The sequence below is a fragment of the Bacteroides sp. An19 genome, from assembly GCF_002160215.1.
GTDB classification, from domain to species: Bacteria; Bacteroidota; Bacteroidia; order Bacteroidales; family Bacteroidaceae; genus Phocaeicola; species Phocaeicola intestinalis.
In genome coordinates this window covers 39,521-62,832 of record NZ_NFKD01000020.1, presented here as the reverse complement: position 1 = coordinate 62,832, position 23,312 = coordinate 39,521, and the positions used below count along the sequence as shown (strand labels likewise).

Here is a 23,312-nt window from a genome sequence, read left to right as displayed (position 1 = left end):
AGCCATTGAGAAAGCATATATCAAAATAGTCCCGGAAACAGAACCAGTATGGCAAAATAATGAAGCGCTGATGGACTTCCTTAAGTCTTTCTGAAAATCGTTTAAGTATTATGTAAAGTAATATTTGCTATTTTTCGTCTAACAAAATGTTTTGCAATTATTAGCATCTAAATACTTTACATAATATTTTAATATACATAAGGCATGGCGGCAGGCTTTGACATGCTTGCGGCTGAAACACTGTTGGCGATGAAAGCCGACTATTCCGACATCCGGCTGACAGCCGTCATTCCTTTCCGTGGGCAATCCTGCAAGTTCAACCCTGCGGACAAAGAGAGGTATCGTTCCATTCTTGGCAAGGCTGACGATATGGTATGCTTGAGCGAAACTTACTTTGACGGCTGTTTCCTTCGGCGTAACGACTATATGCTGGAGCGAGCCAGCCACATCATCGCCTACTACAATGGCGAGCCGAAAGGCGGCACGTTCTATACTTGCCGCAGGGCAAAGCGCATGAATTTGGAGATAACCAATTTATACTAACCCATTTAACCATACAAACGTATGATTACAGCGAATATTGAATTTGGCGGTGTGGAGTACCCATGCCGCATGGTGAAAGACAACCAAGGCGAATATCTGATTATAGGCAGCACAGCCCTGCTTGATGCTTTGCACCCCGGCAGTTTCGAGGACGAGAACGAGGAATTTACCAGTAAGGAAGCATCGGACATCTACGATGAGATTTTTTTCTTCACCGATGAGCGTACCCTTGCCTTGCCCGACAAAGAGCTGGTGGAGGAGCTAAGGAGGGATAATCTCGAATGGTTCTGACAAAGAAAATCCATGTGGGAGAGGTCGGAGTACGGCCTCCCTGTATGGACTACCCAGCCTGGTTCCACTTATAGCACTTGCTTTACCCGGTTTTATCCCTGTTATACTTGCCAAATTCCCTTATCTTCTCATAGCCAACCACTGCTCCTTTTATACCTGTCTGCATGGCATTTCGCTCTTGTCCCTCACTGTTTGGCTTTCCGGCTGCGAATGTCGGGCATCGCGCTTGACCTGTCACGCTTTGAAATGGATTTCTTGCAGAATCTTCCTCCTGCGGAGCGTATTCGGCAAGAAAAAGCGTCAGGTGAAGCAGGACCGATGTCCGGACCAAGCATCCGTAAATCCCAAACAGGCTTCGGGGAAAGGAGCCGATGAAAGGGAAAAGTTTCACTTAAACATCTACGGATATGAACAAGAAATTTGACAACCTCAAAGAAACGAAAGAGTACCGCCTTGCCATGCAGGTGGAAAATGCGTTGAACGACTACGGCTTTGACTATGCAACCTTTGCCGCCTCCATCCCACTGATGCACCCGACTTTGCAGCAAAAACTCTATAAGCTATTGAAGGAGTGCCTGGTGGTGATAGCCGATGACAAAAGGCGGTATGATGACCGCAACCGTGCATCGCATGAGGAAGCAAAAGACATCGTGGCTTACTTGGAAGAGAACGGACATTATATCCCACACATCTAAAACATTGGACTATGGAAAAGAACGCTGTGTATCTGGTTTACACCTTGATTGAACAAAATGACTGCGTGTCAGACTGCCATGCCTTGTATGCCACCCTTGAACGTGCGAAAGCCGCCATGAATGTGGAGATAGAGGGAGCAATAGAGAATTTCGGCAAAGGCGAAGTGCTTCACGACCTTGAACGGCTGTATGAGTTCCGCACGGAGGACGGCTATGGGTTTACGGTAGGAATTGATGAAATGGTGCCGCTATGAACAGGAAAAGATACAATTACATTCGCAGGCTGGCGGAGAAAATTACCACCAGCCCCTCCAACAACATGGAGTTCTGTTATTATGGGCATTTGGTAAGCCTACAAAGTGGCACGACCGACTATGTGGATGTAACGGTTTACAACACGGCTGACCGTTATTCGGGCGAAACGGCTGATTTCAGCTTCGACTATTGGACGAAGGAGCTGGACATTGGGTACACGGAAAGCGACAGACTGTTTGACATCATAGTGCAAGCATTCTGGCGCATCTATGGCAAAAGGAGCGTCCATGTAATCATCGAGGAAGAAGAAAATTTTGACTAATCATAATAAAATTGAATATGGATAAAGATTTTGTATTGCAGATGGCGAATACCATCAAAGACCAACTGGTGGGCATGACCCCGTTGAATGTCATTCGTTCATGGGGCATCGAAAATTTTGTGGCAACGGAATACAAGGGCATGGCAGCCCTTAAATTCCATGTGCAAGGACGGTTGTTCAGTGGCAATGTCATCATCGCTTACAACGCATTGGACTACTACGAGGTTTATTTGCAGAACTATGCCGGCACAGAGTGCATCGGCGAGGAAGTGTATTTCGACGAACTTGGCCGTGTCATTGATGAAGCCATCGAGCGGGGCAAGGACGAAGCCGAGTATCAACGGTTTCTTTGGAAGGAATGTTTTTCATAAACGGACAACTTATGATTACAAGAACATCTACGCCCCAATCCATCGGGGCTGTCCTTGACAGCATGAAGCACAACGCCCTGCAAGCCGTCAAGCAAACAATTCAAGAGGGGCAACTCCAATCCGTGCCATTGGGCGGTGATATCCGCATGGGTTGGACTGACGAAGACGGTCGCACACGCAGCAGAACGCTAACAGGGCTTAGCTTTGACGGAGAACGGTTGAAAGTACAAGTGGCAGACCATTCCCTGCCCTTTATCTTGGACGAACAGCAACTTCCATGCGGTAGCCACATTTGGCTGATGCAAGTGAACGATGCCGTCCGAAACACCTTGGCGCGGCAAAAGCAGACCGCTTGACTTTTCTGAGTGGATGGGATGCCAATGGGTGTCCCATCACACTTGCGCACAGTCCTATTATAAAATCTTTTCTAACCCCTGTTTTAGTTGTCTTTCATCTTGTTTCGGGAACGTTTCAACTCCACTCCAGCATCCTTCAATACGCGGAAGATGGAACTGCGGCTTCGGAAACCGCTGGATTTCCAAATGTCCTCGATGGTATAGCCGCATTTGTACATGTTTACCACCAGTTTCTTCCTTTCCATTCGACCGTATGCAGCCTGTGAAAGCACTTTAATCCCTTTTGTCAGCCTGCCCGGTTTGGAAACCATCTTGCGCACGGCGTTGGCTTCTTCGGGCAGCTTGGCCACCATACTCAATACATCAGACACTTTGGTTTCCGGGAACAGTTCATTGCCTGAATCAATGCCGTCATGCAAGGAAACAAGGCGCACGGATTTTATCCGGCAGAGTTCCAAAAAGAATGACAACTGCCTTGCTCCCTTGACAACATGGGCGAATTTAGATATGACCAACGTGTCGCCTTTGCCAATGTTTGCCAAAAGTCTGTCCCACCCCAAGCGGTACGCTCCTTCAACCGGCTGTTCTTCCACGATGTTCTCACAGCCGAAATCCTCCATCCACTTCCTATCAGCCGCTCCCTCCGCATACTTGGGAAGATACGGCATGTAACCAATCTTAGCCATATAGTTTAAGTCCAAATTTAATTCTGACTGCAAAAGTATGATTTTTGCAGGATAAAACCTGCATCTCCAAGCTGAATTTCCAATTTAATTCTCTTTTCATATGTCACCTGTTTGGCTCTTTGTCCAGTTTGGGTGTTGCCTGTTTGTTGTGGCAAATGTCCGGGCTGATTATTTACGTTTGAATAGCTGTAATTCCATAAATTCCTGTTCTCGCAATCATTTCCTTTTTTATAGCACATTTTAGCCACTAACTGGCTGACAGACAAATACAAAAACCATACTTGGAGTATGATTTTCTAAGAATGGATAATGTTGTAGGAGAGATATGGTATTATGGCCTGCAAGGTATAATTTTGCACCGTCAAAATCAAATTTGCCAAGATGAAACGGATACTATCGGATGAACCAGCCACCAAATGGCCAACAAAATTTCTGCACTTTATGAGTGGAAAATGCCATGTCTTTCCGACTCTAAAAAATCATACTTTAATCTTCATTTTGTCTTTTATGGCAACATTGCTGGCAAGTTGCCAACCTGTTTCCAATGATTTCCCCAGTTCAATAGGCGATGCCTTGGTCTCTTATAACGAATTGTTCACGATAATCAAGTCAAAAAAGGCCTTGAACGTGGAAGAACTTATATCACTGGTACAGGAATGGCGCAAATTGAAGACTGCCGTTTCGGCAACCTTAGAAAGTGACACGACTGCCCATGCCGATGCCAGGCATATTTCCATTGGGGATTCCATCAAATTTCAAATGTCTCGCTTGATTGACAGCCGAACGTGGAGCTATTCCGACTACCTTGCCGTGGTGCGAGGATTGAATGACATAGAGATGGATTCAGTGTCTCAAAAGTTAGTGGCTTCCGTCCATCTGTTCTACCACGATGCCGGTACAGCCGCTCCTTTGAAAGGAAGCGCGAAAGAAGTTATCGGCAAATACAACCGATTGCTGGATGGCTCACTTGCTAAAGGCATCCGCACCAAGCATGATGCCATTGACTTCCTACGAAATGAGGATGTGGCTTTCCGCTCGTTTCTTCTCCATCTATCAACATTGAGCACTGGCAACATACCGCTTGACGATATTACAAAGAAAACGGGCGAGGTGATGCACGGAATTATCAGCCTGTCAGCCGATGAATATCCCGTGTTCGGTAAATCAGAAGTTGTCATACTGCTGGCGATGCGTAACAACAGACGGTTGTTGCAAAATGCGGAAGCCTGTCTGGAGAGTCTGCACCGTTTACATCGGGTTGATAACGGGCAGGCTACAGCCTACCTGTGGATGATTCTTCAACCGTGGATTTCATTGGACGGCTTTGCTTACGCACTCATGGACGAGGAACAGATGCGGACAATGGAAAAGCTTGCGGAAATGACACCCAAGGCTTTGGACAAATTGGAAGAGTCGGATCTCCCGCTGGATGCCGACGGGTTACCCGCGCTGCTGATCAAAACATTCATCTTGGGATATGAATAAATCTTGTCCCCAACGATTCCGAAACTAATCAAACATACTACAACTATATGCAGAAAGAACAAATTGACCGTTTTGTAACGTTGGCATCCTTGCAGATGCCGGCGTTGGTTTCACAAAGCCTTTTCCAAGGGGCGGAGGTGTACGAGGATTACGCCTTGCTCACTTTCCGCCTGCCCAAAGTCTATCCCATCGAGGAACTTATCGACGAGCTGGAGGACCAGATGGAGCTGGAACTCCTTTACCACCATGTGCCGAGCAAAGACACCCCGTTCGGCCAGCGGTGCTGTGCTTACTCCAATCCCCGCTTCGGCCACATGCACAAGTTGAACGCGCAAGCCGACGACCGCATCGAGTGTGATACGCTCTATGTGACCCTCTACGATTCATTGGAAGTGATGGGCAGCGAACTCCGCGAGGAGCTTGCGAGAGTGGCGAATGGCGGCAAACTCCTGTACGCCGTCAAGGAAGAGGAACTGCTCAAAGACTTCATCTGCCTATGAAGGAAGTCCTGTACAGGCAACTCGCCGCCACCATCCATGAATGCCGCACTTGGGTGGACGTGCTGGATACAGACCGTGAGTGCAACTTCATGCTGCACTCCGGCGGAGGGCTGCACCCCGTCCGTTGCAGGGTGCTTTCCTTGGTGGCACGGACGGCACATGGCGCATACCCCAAAGGGCATGTGTGGGATATTCCCGAATACCGTCTTGACCGTGCGGTGAACTCGCTCAAACGGCGGCCGGGCTTCAAGGAACGCTGCAGGCTGGGCACGCTTTCCATGCAGGACGCGGAGGACATCATCCACCTCGCCTCGCACAAACTCATCAACTTGGAACTTGAACTGTAACCCTTAAACCACAAGATAATGATTATTCCAATCCTTTATATGCTTTACATCCTTGCATATGCCGCCGTGCCGTTTCTCTACAAGAGCAAACGCCCTGCCATGCTCCAGTTTTATTTGCGCATGGCTTGGAGGCGCAGCTTCCGCAGATGCTATACGCTAGGAATGCTCGCCACCCTCATGGTGTTCCACTTCTACCATCTGAATTTCTTTGGGAATGTCCATGAACTGGCCTTGTCATCCATTGCCTGTTTGGCCCTGTATTCCCACAAAAACACGGAACGGGCGTTTGACTTCCTGCAACGGAAGCATCACCTTTCCTGGGCGGCAATGGCAGCGGTAATCCTGCTCTTCGTACCGCATATGCTGCCCCTTGGCATTACGTTGGCCACAGTCGTATTCGGCACCGTGTTTTATCCCTCGCAGGTGGCTCGTAACACATTTCCTGACACGTTGGATGACTATTTGGAGTTTCCTCATAGCATTGTAGACACCTATTATAAATGGTCATAAGGAACTTAGGCTGTCGGAATCATTACTTACATGTAAGTCCTTCCCCTGCCATTCCATTTTTACTCAATTGAACAGAATAACGCTTAAAACAGCCCCAAGAATGAAAGAAGAAAAAGCGGCAAGATGCCGCATCCTAATTGACAGCGGATTGCTTGCATTCCTCAATCCCGAATCGAACGAGAAGCACTCGAAACTGGCGGCGTTCCGCAACTTGTTAGACCTCTCTACTAAGGACAAGAAAGAGTTCCCAGCCATCGCCAAGCCTTTGCCGCAAGGGCAGGTGGCATTGACGGTCAGCGGGCTTGCCAAGCATTGGAACTGGCATCGTAACACGGTGCGCAAATTCCTCACCGAATTGGAATTATCGGAAGTCGCCAAAGTTACAGGACGCAGTGGGTATTTCATCCTCTCGATGACTTGTGTATTGCCAGAAGACGGACACATAAATACCCCTTTGTTGTCGGAGGAGGAACTGCTCTTGAACCGCTGGCTGTGTGGATACCTCACCATTGAAGAATGGGTGGAAATGCTTGTACACTTCATAACCGAAACTGACAAGCTGTTCGTAACCGAACCGACAGGCAAACGCTCCGACCGGCAAGCATCCACAGGCGAACGTCTGCATAAGCTGATAGCCCATACCATCCTCCAACGCACAGGCATCATTCCAGCCAACACACGGGTGAATGAAGCCCTTGAACGGCTGTTCTTGGAAGAATGCGGCAAAGACCTTGCGTGTTTCCTTCAGCGGCTGACGCTTGCCGGACTGCGGCTCATTGAGGCTGAGACCCCACTGAAAGCGCAAGCCACTTGTAGCGGCGATGAAACGGCCGACATCATTCTGCAGTATTATCTTCCCTTTATAACGCAAGAAAAGCCCCATAACGGACTTAAACCGCACGAGGGAACCAAGTCCACAGGTGGAACAGATAACCAAGTTTAAACGTCTTGCTTCCCCCGCGCTGAGTTTCGTCAAACCAAGTGCATGGTATCCCGACAGACGGGATGGGTATTAACGGAGGTCTTGACCTCCGACCCTGACGACAGGGCTTGCCCACGAAGACAGGCTCTGCCTGCGTAGCCTAATACGCACTTTGCCCTTAAAGGGGCAAAATGCAGGAACCGCCGGGGGCGGCAGCAAGCTGTAAAAAACGACCGGATTATATGGCAGAAAGCATCAAACAGGTATTTGACATCAGGCCCGGAAAGGGCATGAGCGATGGCCAGAGCAACGAGCACCAGCGCAACTGGACGGAAAGAGGTTGGGAATGGGCGACGAGGCACGGCAATTATGACCGCACCCGCGAACGGCTCAACTTTGAAATAGTCAAGGGCGGGAAAGTTGTGCCCGTGGATAAGTCCAAGTCTATCGGGCAACGCATGGCGGAATCCCTGCAATCCCGTGGCATCAAGGATCCCAACGAGGGACTCTCCGAGCCGGGGTTCCGCACTGTAGCCAACATCATCTTCGGCGGTTCGAGGGAGCGGATGCACCAGCTCGCCTTCGGCAACCAGAGAGTGAACTTCACGCACGGGGCGGACAACTCTCATATCTGTCGCAACAAGGACATAGAGCGTTGGGCGCAGGACGTGTACAGGTTTGCATGTGAACACTGGGGCGAAGATAACGTCGTCGGTTTCTATGTACACCTTGACGAGCTGAACCCCCATGTGCACTGCTCCGTGATACCGATGGATCCACGCGGCAGGATTTCCTACAACAAGGTTTTCGGAGGCAACAAATACGACTCCAAACAACGTTTCTATTTCTATCATGACGAGTTCGCCAAGGTGAACGAGAAGTGGGGCATGAAACGAGGCACGAGCATCGCCTTAAGCGGTGCGAAACACCGGACCACGGAAGAATACCGCCGTGCGTTGAGCGAGGAATGTACGACCCTGGAGGAACAGGTTGAGAACAACAGGAAGTTGCTCGGCGAGTTGCTTGCCGACATCCGTTTTGCCGAGAAACGGGTGAAAGGACTGGGCACGATGACCGTCAACTTAGAGGAGAAAAAGAAGCAGATGATTGCCGAGATGGAAGCCCTTGCGGAAAAATTGAAAGCGAGCCGTGGCGATTCGGAGGAATTGCGCAAGAAGATAAGCAAACTCGACCTTGACTTGCAGAAAGTGCTTGATAATCTCACCGACAAACGCGGCAAATTGGAAGAAGCGAACAGACAACTTTCCGAACTTAGACAGATAGAGGAAGAAACACGTGAACGTGCGGTTGAATACCGGCGAGAGCTCAAAGCTGCGACCTACGACTTGGAACATCAGGTGCGCTACCGGCTGGCCGATGCGCTGTTGGGCGACATACTGAACGAGTTCAAGTCATTGCTTCCAGCATTGGACGGCGAAGGACAAAATCTGTTCGACGGCACGCTGCTGAAAGATGTGGCCGAACGTGGCGAGGACATCTTCAAATGTGCCATCTACCTCTTTGCGAACTATGTGGACTTGGCCACGACATTTGCCGAAAGCCACGGCGGTGGAGGTGGTGACAATGACCTGCCTTGGGGACGGAAAGAGGACGAGGACGACCGGGCCTGGGCAAGACGCTGCCTGATACAGGCAAGCCGGATGATGAAGCCCAAAGGAGGCAAGAACGTCCGCAGGAAATGACAGGCCAAGAGACTTTTTGTCATCACTTATATCTGACTTATAGTATGATTGACAGTATGGTAAATCGCCGTGACTGAAATTCTTGTTAAGCGGGAGTTGAAAGAGGAAGAAAGCCTCTTTGCAGACGTGGCGAATCATTTCTTTTGTAAGTCGAAAACAAATATGCTGATAATATGATAAGAAGATTTTTATTGCTATCCGTATTGTCCCTGCCGCTCATGGCAAGGGCGTACAATGTTCCCATGACGGATACTATCCGATGGGAGATCCTACCACAATGGGAGGAATGGCTGAAACCGTTGGAGCCGATCTATTTGGAGAATGCCGTGGAGGTTTCTCCTTGGCGTGGAAACTGGTTCGTGAACGTGTCCGGCGGTGTGTCGGCTTTTGTCGGTTCGCCGCTTGGCTGCGGTGACATCTTTGACCGCACGAGACCAGCATTGTCCGTTTCTGCGGGCAAGTGGTTCACGCCTGCCATAGGTGTGAGAGCTGCCTTCCAAGGTTTGCAGTTCAAGGATGCCCTGTTTGAATCAAGAAACTTCCAGCATCTCCATGCCGACTTGATGTGGAATGTATTGTCGGGCCTCTCATGTCCCAAAGAGGATTTCCGTTGGGACTTGGTTCCTTACGTCGGCTTGGGTATCCTGCATAATGACGAACTCGACCGGCAACCCTTTGCCGTTTCTTACGGGGTGCAAGGACGATACCGTCTGACCGACCGCCTGCACCTCACCGCTGAACTTGGTTGCGCCACCACCTTCAAGGACTTTGACGGCATGGGCGCAGGCAACAGGTGGGGCGACCGTATGTTGTCGCTGACCGCCGGATTCTCTTACACAATCGGCAAGAGAGGTTGGAAGCGCGTGGTTAATGCCTCCCCTTACATCAAGCGTAACGAGCGGTTAACCGATTATGTCCACAGCTTGCGCGGTGAGAATGAACGGTTCAGGCAGAAGAATGGCATGAGCATCCGCATCATTGCCGAATTGGAGAAGATATTGAAGTTGGAAGGACTGCTTGACAAGTATGCGGACAGGCTTTCTTCGATAAAAGATAGACGTGATGGCAAAGGCTTGTCTACCGGCTATCCCAAGAATGATTACAGCGGATTGAACTCGCTTCGTGCAAGGCTGCGCGATGCCCAAGCAGACATGGACACACATAAAGGCGACAGCACTTTTATCCACAGCAAGGACACAGTTTATATGGCATACGGCGAGGTTTCCAATTATAGAAGTGATGGTTCGTTTCAAGGCAACGATTCCATTGTTTCATCCTTGCCTGTGGACGGTAGATATATCGGCCCGCCCATCTATTTCTTCTTCGTGCTGGACACCGACAGGCTTACTGACTATTCGCAGTTGGTCAATTTGGACGGCATCGCCCGGATTGCCCAAAAGCACGGGCTGCGCGTCCAAATCATCGGTGCGGCAGACAGTGCGACAGGCAACGATGCCATCAACAACGGCTTGTCTCAAAGACGTGCCGCATACATGGCCGGACAGTTGCGAAAGCGTGGCGTGGATGCCGACAGGATAGAAACTGTTTCAGCCGGTGGTATCGACGATTACAAGCCCGTAGAAGCCAACCGCAATGCTTGTGTAAGGCTGTTGTTTCCTGTAACGAACACGACTGATTAGGTTTTTGTTTTGTTCTATTCTTGACAGGGGGATTCACGATCAAATCGAACCACTGTTTTAAGGGCAGGCCGGCTTGTGAAAGTCGGCCTGTTCTATATCCGCAAGTCAAATTCCGACAAGTCGTCGCTGCATGGTTTGTCGCTCTCCGGATCTAACGGCAAGACTTCCTTTTTTACCACTACATACTTCCCATTCCTTTTGCCATACCACAAGTTAATCATGCTGTTCACATAAATAATCGTCCTGTCAGGCGTCTAATCAATGTCTTCCGACTCTTCATCATAGATACCCGTTTACGACGTTGGTATGGATGATCAAGGATTGGCAGAACTATTTTTGTGCTTCGCTTAGGTATGGGTTGTACCTTGACTGGAAGTAATAGTCCGTGAATACGCATGGGATTTTCTTCTTTTTGAACACTTTTGGGTGGCTGATGGTCGGCAGCAAACCTCGCAACGGTGATGGGGAAAATCTACCTCGCTTCCTGATTGCCCGCCAACACAGCCTTGCGGCTGAACTCCCTGCGCAGTTCCAAAGTAGGCTCATATTGGGCGGCGGCACAATAGGCTTCGCCCAGCTTTCTTCTCCAATACCATGTAAGTGACAGTATCAGAATGAGCAACACTATGATGATAAACCGTTCCATATACTCTTATTTGCCTGCATAAATGACTGCAAAAATAATAAAACCGATATTTTGTGGAACGGGTTTTCAAGAAAATGTCAAATCAACACTTCCACTTTGCCATCCTTTTATATACAGACAGTTATCCGATTATACAGACTTTTTACCACTCGCGCCATACCCTTGCCGCCGGGCGTATTTTCGGGTGCGAAGTTCAGTCGCCCGCTGTTGATGCCGAAAACTTTTGGGACAAAGGCCGGACTAAGCGGTTGTTCCCGATGACAGGAATCTTCCTTTCTCCTTTGTCCAAAGCGTATTCCTGCCAAAAAGTTTGCGTCATAGGCGGACGGCTCATCCTGCACCGAAAAATAACTTCCTCCGGGCAAGGGCAAACAGCCCGAAAGCAGGGGAAACAAAAACATTCTCATTATGAAATTTACAGTATCATCAACCGCAATGGCAAACAAACTGGCTACAATGGCCAAAGTAATGAACAACAAACCGGCACTGCCCATCCTTTCCACGTTCTTGCTGGAAGTGAAAGAGGACGCACCGCTGGAAGTGACCGCCTCCGACCTGGAATGTGTATGGCACGGCTCGCTGGATATCACAGGACAGGAGGGAGCAGGCAAAGTGTGCATCACGGCATCCACCTTGTTGGACGCAGTGAGGAACCTGCCCGAACAACCGATTACCTTTACCATTGACGATAAGGACAAAAGTGTGACCATCCACTATTTGAACGGGCATTACGGCATGGCAGGGTTTGGCAGCGATGAATATCCCATGATGCAAAACGAGAGTGACATTCGTTTCGACATGGACGCAGCCACATTGTGCAATTCCATTGACCAATCGCTCTTTGCCGTTTCTTACGATGCCTTGCGCCCCGTGATGACAGGGATAAACTACACTATTTCCGATGGTAAGTTGGAGTGTGCCGCATCCGATGGGCATAAGTTGGTGCGCAACACCTATCCCTTGGCAGGAAATGCGGATGATTGCCGTTTCGTCTTGTCGGCTAAGGCAGCAAAGATTGTCAAGTTGTTGTTGCATAAAAAGGAGGGTAGCGTGGAAGTGGAATACAACGGGCGGAACATTGTGTTCAAGACCGACACGGACAGTTTCAGCACACGGCTGATAGAGGGAACATACCCCAACTACAATGCCATTGTTCCCACCAACAGCAACAAGGAAGCTACCATCGACCGCCAAGCCCTGTTGTCTGCCATCCGTCGCGTAGGCGTATTCGCGGAAAGGACGAGCCGCCAGCTTGTGTTGTCCTTTTCGGGCATGGCCTTGCTCCTCACAGGGCATGATTTTGACAATGCCACATCGGCCGAAGAAACCGTGTTCTGTACTTACCAAGGCGATGAAGTCCGTATCGCTTTCCACGCAGAGAACCTCAAGATGATATTGGAGAACATGGATACAGCCGAAGTGCGTTTCCGCATGAGCGAAGCCTGCCGTGCCGCCATCATCGAACCCGTTTCAAGCGATGTGCAGTCGGAACACTTGGCTCTGCTGATGCCGATGATGTTGCCTGAGTGAACGACAAAAGGTATAGGGTGTTCCTAACGCCCTGTACCCCATCCAAACATAATGTATAACTAAAATCATTTACAATCATGCCTAATTGGTGTTCAACAGCCCTCGTATTCGAGGGTGACAAGCAAGAAATCAAGACCCTTTACCAAACGATGAAAAAGTTGGAAAGGCGCAAAACTCCATTGGTTGAAAACGGTTTTGGCACAAACTGGTTGGGTTGCCTTGTCGAAGCCTTGGGCGGCAAGTGGGAGAATACCTATTGCCGTGGGTCATGGATGTCCTTGCAATGCCAGGGGAATGTCTTGCGCATGGAAACGGAAACCGCATGGGCGCCCTGCATCGAGACCTACGACTTCATCTGCGAGAAGTTCCCCTCCTTGACTTACTATTACATTTCCGAAGAACCGATGATGGACTTTTACGAGACCAACGACAGCGAGGGCCGCTATTTCAAGGACAGGTACGCCGTGGATGCGCACTTTCCCGATGACGGGTACGTGACCGAATATTTCCCCTGCTTGGAGAAAACCCTTGACTGGGTGTCGAGAATGTGCGGTTGCGCCATCTGCTCCGAAAAGGACTTGGGCGACCTCAACCGACAGTGGAAATCGGCAGGGACGGACAATTACTGCTACCTGTACCAATACAATGTGGTGTGATGAGCCGCAAGGACAGCTGATGGGAAGCCCTGCCGATTTCCCATAGGCTTTCCATGCCGCAGCACCCTTTTATACACTTTTATATATTGTTTTGACCAATCCTTTTATACCTTATTGGATTTTGCCATACGCCCATTCTTGCCGCCCCATTTTCCAGTGCAAAGTTACGGCATGGGAAACACGTCAAGCACCGCCATACTATCCTTCGAGATTGCTTGCCTTTGTTTCCCTGTCCTGCCGTTTCCATCCGCACGTAAAATGTCCTTGCGGTAAGGGCGGAAAGCCCGGACAACAGGGAATGCACACAATGTCCAACTAATAAAAACAAGAACCATGTACTCAAACATCATTCAAATCGGAACGGAAGTCATCGGCAAGGAGGATTTCATAAACGCGCTCACGTTGTATGAAGGCGGTTATGGCTTCTTCGACTATTGTTCGGAAGTCCTGGAAGCATACCGTAAAATCGTGATTGAGGATTTCTGCAGCTGCATACTGCCCGAAGGGATGTTCACGCTCATCGACGAAAATTCCCTGCGGTATAACGGCGGCATCGGCAAGTGGACGGAAGAGTGGGTGGCCCGCATCCACGGCAAGGCCGTGAAAGTGTCATCCGAAAACGTATTCAAGTTCGTCGGAGAGGCATACTGGCTGAAAAGGGAGATTGAAAATCCGCTGGATACGAACATCAGGTTTTTCATCGACGGCGAACCCATGCTATCGGCCGGCTTCATGTCCTGGGTCAGCGGGTTGGAGGAAGGAACGGTACTTTTCTTCGGCGGTGTCATCCGCTATCATTTCTGACACGGATGCATCAACATTGGTAACTGCCGGCAGGGTGGAGCAAACAAATCCACCCTGCCGACCGTACCTTTATGAGACTGCTTCCCTTTTACCGTCCCCGTCGGTACGGCACGTGTTCCTCCGCCACCGTACCCACAAGCTCTCGTTCCTCATGAGCCACTTCTTGTGTGTTCCCGTCGCCGTCCACATCCATGATGTCCGGCTTGGCTTCGATGCGCTCCTGTACGGCCTCAATCTGCTGCGAAATCATCGAGGTCGCCCTTTTTACATCGAACAAGGTCGTTCTCAGGAACTCCGGCGACTCTTTTAGGCTGCCCAGCCACGACTTCAGGTAAGCCGCCGACTCCTCTTTTACCTGCTTTGCCATACCATAACGTGAAGCCAACAGCGCACTACCCAGCTCGGCCACCAATTCCTCCCTTGCGTATTCCTCCGACCCGAATGCAGCGGGTTTCAAGCGGTTCAACCGGCTCTCATGTCCGGAACTATGGGTCATCTCATGCAGCATGGTGCCGTAATAGGATTCCCCGTTCACGAACTGCGCCTTTTCAGGAATGACAATTTCGTCCTTGCTGATGCTGTAATACGCCCTGTCCTGATGCATGGGGCGGATAGGACATACCCACAGTCCTTTGTCCACCATCTCGTCCAACGGGGCGAAGGAGAATGACTCGCCGTCCAATTTTACGGGCGGTTTCAGTTCATTGGCAGACCGAATCTTCTCGTACAGTTCGGGACGAGCCTCGCGGAGGTTGGTCTGGTCCACATTGAACACGTTATATACGTTCATCTTCGGATAAACCGAATATCGCTGTTTTTCTTCATCGGACAGCCTTTTATAGTCCTCATACTTGATTTTCTCTTTCGTTTCCTTGTCCACCACGGTAAAGGTGGTGATAAAAACCGGGAAGGATCTCTCGCCTTTCTGCACGGACACCAACGACAGCTTCTCTCCGTTTTCATCCAGCAAAGGCTGCCGCGAGCCGTCCTTCTTCTTGCTGTAATTGAGTGAAAGCGCGGCATCGAAGGTGCAAAATACAGGAAGCTCGTACCCCTTTTTCTCACATTCCAATGCCAACATGAGGGCATTCATCCCGTTGTACTCCCTGCCCGAAAGATTCTTTGGCCATTTCATCATGCCTTCTGTAAACCAAGGCTTCGACCAGTCCTTTTTCAAGGTGGAAATCTTTTCTATCATCAGTTCCGTGAAACGTTCCAACGCCCGGTCTTCGGCTGACGGACCATCCCTGTGGTAATCATTCCTCTTTGCCATGCCTACGCTTGTGTTTGGTTGTTATGTTCCTTTTTTACCCATTCTGCCAACTCTTCCACCCGGCAAGCAATGTTGAGTTTGTCAAGGTAGGCTGACAGTTCCAGCTTGCCTTTGGCTGTTATACCTGTCTTGGGTACAAGGAATGCCTCCCGCTCAGCTGAGAAACGGATGAAACGCACCCAAGTGAAAGCGAAGGCTTCTCCGTCTTTCTCGGTGCTGAAAGCCGAGAATACAAGATACTTGCCGCCTTTCTTGTCGGTCTTTTCCTCCACCTGCTTGCCGATAGTGCCGCGAAATTCAATGTCGCCCGTTATGCTGTCCTTGTCGGATACAGGGGCAAAATCCACTGCTTCGGCATGGAAATTCAAGTATAGGTTGTCGCTGCGCTTACGGAAAGTAAGCGTACCCTGCATTTCCACCCTTGCACCCACGGCATACGAGGTGGCATCTGTTTCTCCTCCGTCCATTGATACGGAGATTTCCACTTGCTTGCCCGCACCCGACTTGGCGGGAATGGTTGCCTTGACGGTAAAGCAGATAAACGATTGTCCCTCGCTGTTGGTCCGCACCGTCGCCGCCCGGCTGACCGTGCCGTTGATTGTCACATTGCATTTGATCATAATTGTTATCCTTTATTGGTGATGTATTCGTTATTTCGCTATTCTGTCTTTTATCTGATTTGCAGGTTCTCGCCTTGACCATTGTGTTGTTCCATTCCCTGCTCATAGTTCTGTGCCACTTGGCCGGAAAGGGCGATGCTGTTCACTATCGCCGCCACTTGGATGCGTTTCTGCTCTGCCGTGGTACCCGTATCGGAAAGGACAAGGGAAAGGCGGTTCATCTCCGATGCGGTCAGTTCGTGCGAGAAGATTCCGTTGCCATTGTCCATATGCAAGAAGGGGCGGCCGCCGTCCTGTATCTCCAACACGCATTCCTTGCAGGCGGGCAGCAATGCCGAAAGGTCGATGCGCTTGCCCAAGGCCACTTCGGTGGCCACTTTCATCTGTTCATCCTTGTTGTCAATCTGCATGGCCAATGCCATGAGCGAAGTGAACATCGTAATGGCCATCCCCACTACGGGATCAGTGCCGTAGCCAAGACGTGCACCGCTGTCCTCCGAGGAAAGCAACTTTTTCATCCATTCTTCCGGTGACAGGGTTGTGTTGATGACCGCACCATCAGCAGCCTTGTATTTTTCCATCAAGTCCTTGCCTTCATACATCAATTGCAGGTTGATGTTCCCCTTTTGGGCGACATCGGCCAAGTATGCTGCAGGATCGATGTTACGCCTGCTGCCGTCCGTGGAGATTTGCACCACACCGAATTGAAGGTTGTCCCCCGACACGCCTACCTGCTGTCCGGCGTTTACCGTATCGCCCACTTTGGCATTCGTGTTTGCCAAGTCTTGGTAGCTGACCTGATAGGTGGTGCCGTCTGTCCGTGCATACTCTACCGTCAGTGATTTACCGGTGTCCACCGCCACCACCTTGCCATTGTCTTCCGTGGCTAAAACGGCTTCATGGTCTGTTTGCAGGGTGATGCTGCGTTGTCCGCCGAACGGCGCAGTCACCAACAGAAACTCCAAACGTTCCAATGGAAAGGCATAACCTTTGCCCTCTTCGGTAAGGTGGCTTTCCATGTCCTCGCCAGGTGTCCGGCCTTGTGCTTGCATCTCTTCCATTACCATGCGGTCGTACTTGTCAAGCCCGTTCCGCTCGATGATGCCAATGAGCGAGGCAGCGTAGTTGCCTCCCGTGGCATATCCCGCCTGTTCCAACCCTTTCGCCCAGCCCTTGTAGTCATCGGCTTGCAACTTGAAACATCCGGCATACCGTTTGTTCTCTACCAGGAAACGGGAATGGTGTTCGTAGGAATCGGCCACGCTGTCATAGCTGCAAAACTTCTCATTGGGTTTGTCATCTGTATACAAGCCATACCTGCCGCCACCGTCCAACCAGCCTTGCGTGGCCTTGATGCCGAAATGGTTGTTCTCTTTCTTTGCCAAAGTGCTTTCGCCGTTGCTGCTTTCCAATATGCCCTGCGCCAGTGTCACGGAGGCCGGTATTCCGTAGCGGCGCATCTGCTCCATCGCACATTTGGCGTATTGCTCCGCATATATTTCGTTCTTGTTTTTACCCATATTTGAATCTTTTGATTGTCAATAATCCCTGTTATCTCCCACGCCCCACACGTGCCTCATTCTCATGGCTTACCGTTTGCTTGGATTCTTCCAATTGGTCACAAATTGCTACCCGTTGTCCTGCACGGATAAGTTTGGGAAGATGGGTGTCCAAATCCACGAAGGGGAATGAAACGGTATCCGCCTTATCTCCCTGTTCCACATCAAGTTCCAATATCCGTGAGGCGGTCTGTGCATCCTCCTTGTAGGCCACATAGTTGTCGCCGGTCCGGAACAGCAGCAATGCATCGGGGTGTTTGGATTTAAGTTGGCCGAACTGTTCCTGCATGGACGGGGTGAAAGAGTGTCCTTTGGCGGTGGCCTCAGATGCCATGTTGGTTTGTTCTCCTTGTTTGGATTCCTGTGACTGGATTTGCGCGTTTGCCTGTTGCAACACATCGGCAAAGAGCATGCCTGCCAGATTAGTTTTGTATTCGGCCATATCCTCCGCCGCCCACATCCGTTGCCACTGTTGGGGCGTCACCAGCCTCGGCTGTACCTTCTCCACGCCATCAATGACCGGGGCGCAGAGGATGCGCTCGTCCTTAGTGCGGAAAATATTCACTCTTTTAATCCTTGACAGGTCGGCATTCTCGGTGTGACCAGCGAACAAGTCCGTTTTCAGTTCCGGCATATTCTGCGCCAAGGCGTAGTATTTATTGGCCAAGCTGCGGCGGACTTCGGCGGACGCTTCCTGTTGCCCTTGCTTGATGGTGGTGAAGAAACGGTTGACATCCTCCTTGTCGGGATAGACGCTGAATGACGCCTCTCCCTGTGGTTTAAGGTACAACGCCCACCGCCCGTCATCGTCACGCAGCATCTGTATGCGGTCGAACTGCACGGTGGTCGCGTTTTTCACCGCCTCGGACACGTCGATGTGCGAAAGTGTCCGCAGTTCCTTGCCCTCTAATTTGGCCGTAGTTACCTCCTTGCCCTCAAAGTAGCTGTCATCGGGACGGAAACCCAGTAAGCCGTCCTTGTTAAAGAAACGGACGAATGCAGCGCCTTGCGCCCGCAAGGCACTCTCGATGCGTGGCTTGGAGAAGCCGGGCAGGTTGTTCGTCACCGCCTTTGCCCCGCGTTCCGACCGTTCTTGGGCACTCATCACCTCGTCCGGTGTCAGGCTGTACGGGCGTTTGTCACCGTCGGGCAAGACCACATGGCCACCTTCCAACGCCCCGCCAGGCAGCACGACATCCACGAGGCCCGTCTGCTTGTCGCGCACGATGACCATCTCCTTGGTGGAGCGGTCGGGTATCCCTTTCAAGCTGTCAGACACCGCATAGCTGCCCTTGGTATTCCACTCGGCAGGAATGTACTCCTTGCAGGACTCCGCCATCTGGGTGCCGTAATTGGCGGCTTCGGTAAAGGCGATTTCCACCACTTCGGGGTCTTCGTCACGTACCCTCGACAATGCTTCTTCCACCTTTTTGTCATAAAAGCCCAGACTAAACTTTTCCATGAAGCCCTGTTTCTCGGTGGGAGAGGCGAAATTGCGGCTGTCCACGCCCATGCCTCCCTTACGGATGATGTCGAGCAGGATGGCGCTCTCCCTTGAATCTACTTGCGGCTTCTGTTTCTCGCGCAGTTCGGTGGTGCGTTTGTGATCCCGCAAGGCCGCGTATTCTATCTTCTCGCCACGCTCCGCCTTGCGCATCACCTCCACGGCATTGTTCACGTCCGTTTCGATGGCTTCCAGCAATATTGGGTTCTCGTGCAGTTCCTTCGTCCAGTATTCCACCAAAGGCAGGTTCTCCGCTGACATCTTGGCCGGCAGACCGAACTCCGACATCTTCACGCCAGCGGCGAGTTCAGCCACCAGTCGTTCATATTTCACGGCATCTTCCGAAGGTGCCTTGCCGCCTTGCATCACCATGCCTTCACGGGCAAGACGTTGCTGATGCCCGGTGGCACTTGCCACTTGGCGCACCAATTCCTGCACATAGTCGGGGTAAGAGGCAAAATGCTTTTGGTCTGGCATATAGACGGCATCCTTGGCGGTGTCGTAACGGGGTATGCCTGTGCCGTCCTTGCGGATAGGTACGAGGTTTTCCTTGACCTGCGCCACGAAATGGTTGACGGCGTTCCGCAACTGCCGCTCTTCCGCCTTGAGGTTGCCCCGGTCGTTGATGCCGCCATGGCTCTCCAGTAGGGCACGGTAGGTTTCGGGATTGGAATCGGGCAGCGTGGTCTGGTCCACGTTGAACAGGATGCGTATCTCCCGGTTGCGCACTCCTTTGTATTGTTTCCGCTCTTCCTTGTCCATCCGGAGGTAATCCTCCCTCGACATCGTGTCGTTCGGGTCGTTGCGGTTAACATACTTCTCCCATTTGTACCAATGGAAAGGCACACCTTTTTCACCTTGCAGCACCGCTTGTCCGTATTTCTTGGCCTCGTTGAACGAGAAATAACGGGCGGTCTTGTAACCTCCACGGTCGGTGTGCATAGCGAGTATGAGAGCGTTGAACGGACTAACTTCAGGACCTTTCGGGTAAAACATGGGAGCCGTCCTGCCCGAAGCGTTCAGCCAGTAGCCGCCGCTGCTTGCCGCTCCGTTTAATGCGCCTGACAGCAGTTCCTTTTCCCTTTCCACTGCGGCTTTCTCTTGAGGACTTTTATTCTTGCTCATTTTTTTCAGATTATGTTGTTACTTGATACCAAATGTCCTTTCCCTGCCTTCCTCCAATGCCTGCTCCGAGGCACGAAAGTTCCCTTGGGCTATCCGCTTGGTTTGCTCATGCTTGGCCAGCACGGCATTGGCAAGGGTATTGATCGGCAATGCCCCCTCCCGGCAGGCTTCGGCGGCATTGTGTGGCAACAGGACGCTGCACGGCACACCGTCGATTTCCATAAAGAGGTGGTCGCCTTGAAGCACGGGATTGGCGAGCCTTGCGTTCAGTTGTTCATCGGGATAAGGCTTGTATAGCTGTCTGGCAGGTGTTTCTTCTTGCTTGTCAAGAGCTTCTTGCCCGGCCTTGTTGAGCAGGTTCAAGCCGCCCATGCCTATCAATACCATTTTCAGCAAGGGATTACGGACGAACATGCCCAGCAATATGGAAGCGATGGGCAACAGACTGTCCTTTACCCCGAAAGATTTCGTATGACCGGTGAACAAGCCTATCAGCACATCGGGGAGCATGGAAACCACATAGCCCAGGTTCTTGCCCACGCCGTCCAGCCCGTCCAACCCGAATGTCCTCAGAAAAGAATCCCAACCGCTCTCATTGGTCTGTTGCTGGTTTTCGTTCTGGCCGCTTTCCGGTGTTTGTTCCTGTTGCGGCTGTTGTCCAGGGTGTTGTTCTTCGCTTTCCGATTGCGCGGTTCCTGTTTTCTTCTTCTGCGCTTCTTCCTGTTCGGCCAAGGTCCGGAGGTATTCCTCCTCATGCCCCGGCGCGACAATCATCGGCACGTCCTTGTAGCGTTCGTCATCGCGCTTGTTTTCCGGAATAAATGATTTCAGATCCATATGGGGTAGTTTGTATTGTTCCGAATAATCCGCCCATAACGGTTTTTCCGTGAGGATGCCCATGGGCTTTACCAGCCGGCTGTTGACGGAAAGCACATAGTCATTCTCGTAGGAAACGATTTGCTTCCCTTTTTGGCGGAAGCCCGTGAACACGTTGCCTTCCGCACCGAACACGCCACGGCTGATGCACCCTTCCACGGTCGGCACTTTTACACCTCCTTCTTTATCGCCGTCGATATACCGTTCCACACCGTAGGAAACGGCTTCCAGACCCAAAGTCCCGACCAGTGCTGTCCATGAGGTGATGCCGCCAGTGGCTGCGGCATCCGCCACGAGGGAAACGCCACGTCCGGCTGCCCTTTCCCCTTTGGACGGCTTGTAGGCGGCTTCGCTTCTTACATCGATTTCCTGTTGCAGGGGAGATTTCATCAGGGAGTCGGCGAAACCGAACAGGCTGCCCTCCATACCCTTGCGAAGCACGTATTCCACCGATGACTTGGGCATCCGCTCGGCCACCATACGGTCTATCATCAGCTGTTCCATGCGGTAGTCCACATAGGCGAAAGCCAGGTCGCCCCCTAATCGGGCCGAGAGGCTGTCATACCGTTCCCTGCCTATCTCGGCCACGACCGCTTTGCGCCATTCCCCGGCAAGCAGGGTAAGGTCGGAGGCGATGTCCTCGTTTCCGGCAATCCGTTCCCTGCACATCTCCACATAATTCTCGGCGGTCTTGCTGTTCCATTCTCCCGTGAGCCGCAGGTGTCGGAGCGTGTTGTCGGGCATTCCCGTGGCTCCGCTTGCAAGACTGCCCAGCAGTCCTGCCGGACTTATGGTGTATTCGCCTATTTCCTCCGCCTGTTTCTTTCCGATGTAGTCCTTTACGTCCTGCATGACAGCCACCAGATAAGTGTCGAAGTAGCTTTGCAGGCAGTATTCCACCTCCGCGAACCGTCCGTCATGTCGTATTCCGTTGCTCATGTGATGATCAGTTGTTTCATCAGTTGTTCCCTTGTCTGCTCTATCGCGTGGCGGCAGGCCTCCATCTGCTTGGGGTAGTATTTCTCCAGCATCGCGTCCTTGGCTATCTCATCGCGGATGAAGCCCACCGCCGTCTGCCGGTTGATTTCCACCGAGGCTTCCCCTTCCTCCTTGTTGTTGAACCAGGCCTTCGTCCACCACCTTAGTCCGGCGCGGTCGGGATAGACGGTCACTAATCTGGGTATGTCGAAACTGCACACGTCAATCTCTAAATTCGCTAGCGGGTCGGTGATGCTGATGGCGGCTACCGCTTCGTCAAGTCTTTTTTTTTACCGTTTCCGTCCAAGGTGGAGAGGAACACCCCGTGACGGAACGCCAAATAGTTCAGGAAGTCGCTTATCAGCAGGTTCTGCACCTTGGCGGCGATGGGCATGGCGCGTGTGCCGATGCCGAGCGGGTTGGCCAATGAGGGTATCACCTCGTAGAAATAGTTACGGATGGCCGACAAGGAGAAGATGTTGCGCAAGGACTGGGCGGTATGCTCCGGCACACGGTACATCCCGCTGCCTATTTCAGACAGGTAGTCCGGGTAGAAGCGCAACATCAGTTCCTCCACCTCATCCTGGTCATCGTCATAGTCCGTGGGGATGTCCATTTCGATAGTCTCGAAATCGGGCATCCCAGTATGTCCTTGCTGCCGCATCATCCTCAAATTGCCGTATAGCATGGCGAGGAAGTCGATGGGGTTGATTTCTTCCCCGTCATACCGCACTTCCATATGGAGCAGGTCGCCGCTGATGGCCAACACGCTACCTGCCTTTACCTTTGCCCCGAACGGAGCCATCGCCCTTGCCAGATGGGCGGAGGTCACTTCATACTTGCCGTACCGGGTCACTTGGAACACCCCGTGCGTGGGGTTGCTCCCGATGCCCGTCACCACGCCGTCGGCCACCGCAGCCAGTATGTACCGGTGTGTGCCGAAATCCACACCGTGGTGGAAAAACTTTCCGCCGGTCTTAGGGTGGGTCTGTTCCCCATAGCCCAAGAGCAGCTTCACTTCTCCGTCACGCTCCTCAAACGGCATACAGTAGCCGCTGGCGGAAGCGAGGTTCATTTCCTGTATATAGTCCATATTCTCGATATTGTCAATTTTC

Annotated in this window: 26 protein-coding genes and 1 pseudogene; 17 read left to right on the top strand and 10 right to left on the bottom strand. The window is 51.4% G+C overall.

Going from position 1 to position 23,312, the window contains the following annotated elements; all coding sequences use genetic code 11:
• Positions 1-204: 204 nt before the first annotated feature.
• The 7 genes from B5F25_RS09745 to B5F25_RS09710 all read left to right on the top strand — a co-directional run bounded on the left by B5F25_RS09745 (position 205) and on the right by B5F25_RS09710 (position 2,833).
• Positions 205-543, top strand: coding sequence for an SLOG family protein (locus B5F25_RS09745; RefSeq protein WP_087249287.1), 339 nt, complete (start codon positions 205-207; stop codon positions 541-543).
• A gap of 21 nt (positions 544-564) precedes the next feature.
• Positions 565-834, top strand: a complete 270-nt coding sequence (locus B5F25_RS09740; protein ID WP_087249285.1) for a hypothetical protein — start codon at positions 565-567, stop codon at positions 832-834.
• Between the two features lie 407 nt (positions 835-1,241).
• The gene (locus tag B5F25_RS09730; RefSeq protein ID WP_018667469.1) at positions 1,242-1,529 is read left to right on the top strand and encodes a hypothetical protein; all 288 of its coding nucleotides are present in this window, start codon (positions 1,242-1,244) and stop codon (positions 1,527-1,529) included.
• 11 nt (positions 1,530-1,540) lie between these two features.
• On the top strand, positions 1,541-1,783 hold the full coding sequence (locus B5F25_RS09725) for a hypothetical protein (RefSeq protein WP_087249281.1): 243 nt from the start codon (positions 1,541-1,543) through the stop codon (positions 1,781-1,783).
• Positions 1,780-2,106, top strand: a complete 327-nt coding sequence (locus B5F25_RS09720) for a hypothetical protein (protein ID WP_087249279.1) — start codon at positions 1,780-1,782, stop codon at positions 2,104-2,106. Before B5F25_RS09725 ends, B5F25_RS09720 begins: the two co-directional genes overlap by 4 nt.
• Positions 2,107-2,123: 17 nt before the next feature.
• Positions 2,124-2,477, top strand: a complete 354-nt coding sequence (locus B5F25_RS09715; RefSeq protein WP_087249277.1) for a hypothetical protein — start codon at positions 2,124-2,126, stop codon at positions 2,475-2,477.
• A gap of 11 nt (positions 2,478-2,488) precedes the next feature.
• The gene (locus B5F25_RS09710) at positions 2,489-2,833 is read left to right on the top strand and encodes a hypothetical protein (protein WP_140406908.1); all 345 of its coding nucleotides are present in this window, start codon (positions 2,489-2,491) and stop codon (positions 2,831-2,833) included.
• A gap of 83 nt (positions 2,834-2,916) precedes the next feature.
• On the opposite strand, the gene B5F25_RS09705 is transcribed toward B5F25_RS09710, so the two are convergent.
• Positions 2,917-3,519, bottom strand: coding sequence for a recombinase family protein (locus tag B5F25_RS09705; RefSeq protein ID WP_087249293.1), 603 nt, complete (start codon positions 3,517-3,519; stop codon positions 2,917-2,919).
• A 507-nt stretch (positions 3,520-4,026) separates the two neighbouring features.
• Between B5F25_RS09705 and B5F25_RS09695 the strand changes: the two genes are divergently transcribed.
• From B5F25_RS09695 to B5F25_RS09665, 7 genes are all read left to right on the top strand, one after another.
• The gene (locus B5F25_RS09695) at positions 4,027-5,004 is read left to right on the top strand and encodes a hypothetical protein (protein ID WP_087249271.1); all 978 of its coding nucleotides are present in this window, start codon (positions 4,027-4,029) and stop codon (positions 5,002-5,004) included.
• Positions 5,005-5,051: 47 nt separating this feature from the next.
• Positions 5,052-5,504, top strand: coding sequence for a hypothetical protein (locus B5F25_RS09690; protein WP_087249269.1), 453 nt, complete (start codon positions 5,052-5,054; stop codon positions 5,502-5,504).
• Complete coding sequence (locus B5F25_RS09685; protein ID WP_087249267.1) at positions 5,501-5,851, top strand: hypothetical protein; 351 nt, start codon at positions 5,501-5,503, stop codon at positions 5,849-5,851. The genes B5F25_RS09690 and B5F25_RS09685 overlap by 4 nt, the downstream gene beginning before the upstream one ends.
• Before the next feature lie 18 nt (positions 5,852-5,869).
• Positions 5,870-6,361, top strand: a complete 492-nt coding sequence (locus B5F25_RS09680; RefSeq protein WP_087249265.1) for a hypothetical protein — start codon at positions 5,870-5,872, stop codon at positions 6,359-6,361.
• A gap of 100 nt (positions 6,362-6,461) precedes the next feature.
• Positions 6,462-7,304: a hypothetical protein gene (locus tag B5F25_RS09675; RefSeq protein WP_087249263.1), complete on the top strand. Its 843-nt coding sequence runs from the start codon at positions 6,462-6,464 to the stop codon at positions 7,302-7,304.
• Positions 7,305-7,525: 221 nt separating this feature from the next.
• Complete coding sequence (gene mobV / locus B5F25_RS09670; RefSeq protein ID WP_087249261.1) at positions 7,526-8,986, top strand: MobV family relaxase; 1,461 nt, start codon at positions 7,526-7,528, stop codon at positions 8,984-8,986.
• Positions 8,987-9,159: 173 nt separating this feature from the next.
• Positions 9,160-10,626 carry an OmpA family protein gene (locus B5F25_RS09665; protein WP_087249259.1) on the top strand — a complete coding sequence of 489 codons (1,467 nt, stop codon included), beginning with the start codon at positions 9,160-9,162 and terminating at the stop codon, positions 10,624-10,626.
• A gap of 472 nt (positions 10,627-11,098) precedes the next feature.
• Here B5F25_RS09665 and B5F25_RS21680 read toward each other — a convergent pair whose 3' ends face one another.
• Together B5F25_RS21680 and B5F25_RS21165 are read right to left on the bottom strand one after the other, a co-directional pair.
• Complete coding sequence (locus tag B5F25_RS21680) at positions 11,099-11,272, bottom strand: hypothetical protein (RefSeq protein WP_162614389.1); 174 nt, start codon at positions 11,270-11,272, stop codon at positions 11,099-11,101.
• A gap of 107 nt (positions 11,273-11,379) precedes the next feature.
• Entirely contained in the window at positions 11,380-11,673 is a 294-nt protein-coding gene (locus B5F25_RS21165; RefSeq protein WP_140406907.1) for a hypothetical protein, read from the bottom strand.
• 7 nt (positions 11,674-11,680) lie between these two features.
• Here B5F25_RS21165 and dnaN point away from each other — a divergent pair, with 7 nt between their 5' ends.
• The 3 genes from dnaN to B5F25_RS09645 all read left to right on the top strand — a co-directional run bounded on the left by dnaN (position 11,681) and on the right by B5F25_RS09645 (position 14,262).
• Positions 11,681-12,802: a DNA polymerase III subunit beta gene (dnaN, locus tag B5F25_RS09655; RefSeq protein ID WP_087249257.1), complete on the top strand. Its 1,122-nt coding sequence runs from the start codon at positions 11,681-11,683 to the stop codon at positions 12,800-12,802.
• A 77-nt stretch (positions 12,803-12,879) separates the two neighbouring features.
• Entirely contained in the window at positions 12,880-13,458 is a 579-nt protein-coding gene (locus tag B5F25_RS09650) for a hypothetical protein (RefSeq protein WP_087249255.1), read from the top strand.
• Positions 13,459-13,791: 333 nt separating this feature from the next.
• Entirely contained in the window at positions 13,792-14,262 is a 471-nt protein-coding gene (locus tag B5F25_RS09645) for a hypothetical protein (protein ID WP_087249253.1), read from the top strand.
• Between the two features lie 223 nt (positions 14,263-14,485).
• Here the strand turns inward: B5F25_RS09645 and B5F25_RS09640 are convergent.
• The 7 genes and pseudogenes from B5F25_RS09640 to B5F25_RS09610 all read right to left on the bottom strand — a co-directional run.
• Positions 14,486-15,535: pseudogene (locus B5F25_RS09640) on the bottom strand (zincin-like metallopeptidase domain-containing protein); the annotation flags it as partial.
• 2 nt (positions 15,536-15,537) lie between these two features.
• Positions 15,538-16,155: a hypothetical protein gene (locus tag B5F25_RS09635; protein ID WP_087249249.1), complete on the bottom strand. Its 618-nt coding sequence runs from the start codon at positions 16,153-16,155 to the stop codon at positions 15,538-15,540.
• Positions 16,156-16,205: 50 nt separating this feature from the next.
• Positions 16,206-17,675 (bottom strand): glucosaminidase domain-containing protein, encoded by a 1,470-nt coding sequence (locus B5F25_RS09630; protein ID WP_087249247.1) that lies wholly within the window; start codon positions 17,673-17,675, stop codon positions 16,206-16,208.
• Positions 17,676-17,706: 31 nt separating this feature from the next.
• Positions 17,707-20,343, bottom strand: a complete 2,637-nt coding sequence (locus tag B5F25_RS09625; protein WP_087249245.1) for an ArdC-like ssDNA-binding domain-containing protein — start codon at positions 20,341-20,343, stop codon at positions 17,707-17,709.
• 18 nt (positions 20,344-20,361) lie between these two features.
• A complete protein-coding gene (locus B5F25_RS09620) occupies positions 20,362-22,158 on the bottom strand; it encodes a hypothetical protein (RefSeq protein WP_087249243.1) in 1,797 nt (598 codons plus the stop codon).
• On the bottom strand, positions 22,155-22,451 hold the full coding sequence (locus B5F25_RS09615) for a hypothetical protein (protein WP_087249241.1): 297 nt from the start codon (positions 22,449-22,451) through the stop codon (positions 22,155-22,157). Before B5F25_RS09615 ends, B5F25_RS09620 begins: the two co-directional genes overlap by 4 nt.
• A gap of 11 nt (positions 22,452-22,462) precedes the next feature.
• A complete protein-coding gene (locus tag B5F25_RS09610) occupies positions 22,463-23,290 on the bottom strand; it encodes a M23 family metallopeptidase (RefSeq protein WP_087249239.1) in 828 nt (275 codons plus the stop codon).
• Positions 23,291-23,312: the final 22 nt, after the last annotated feature.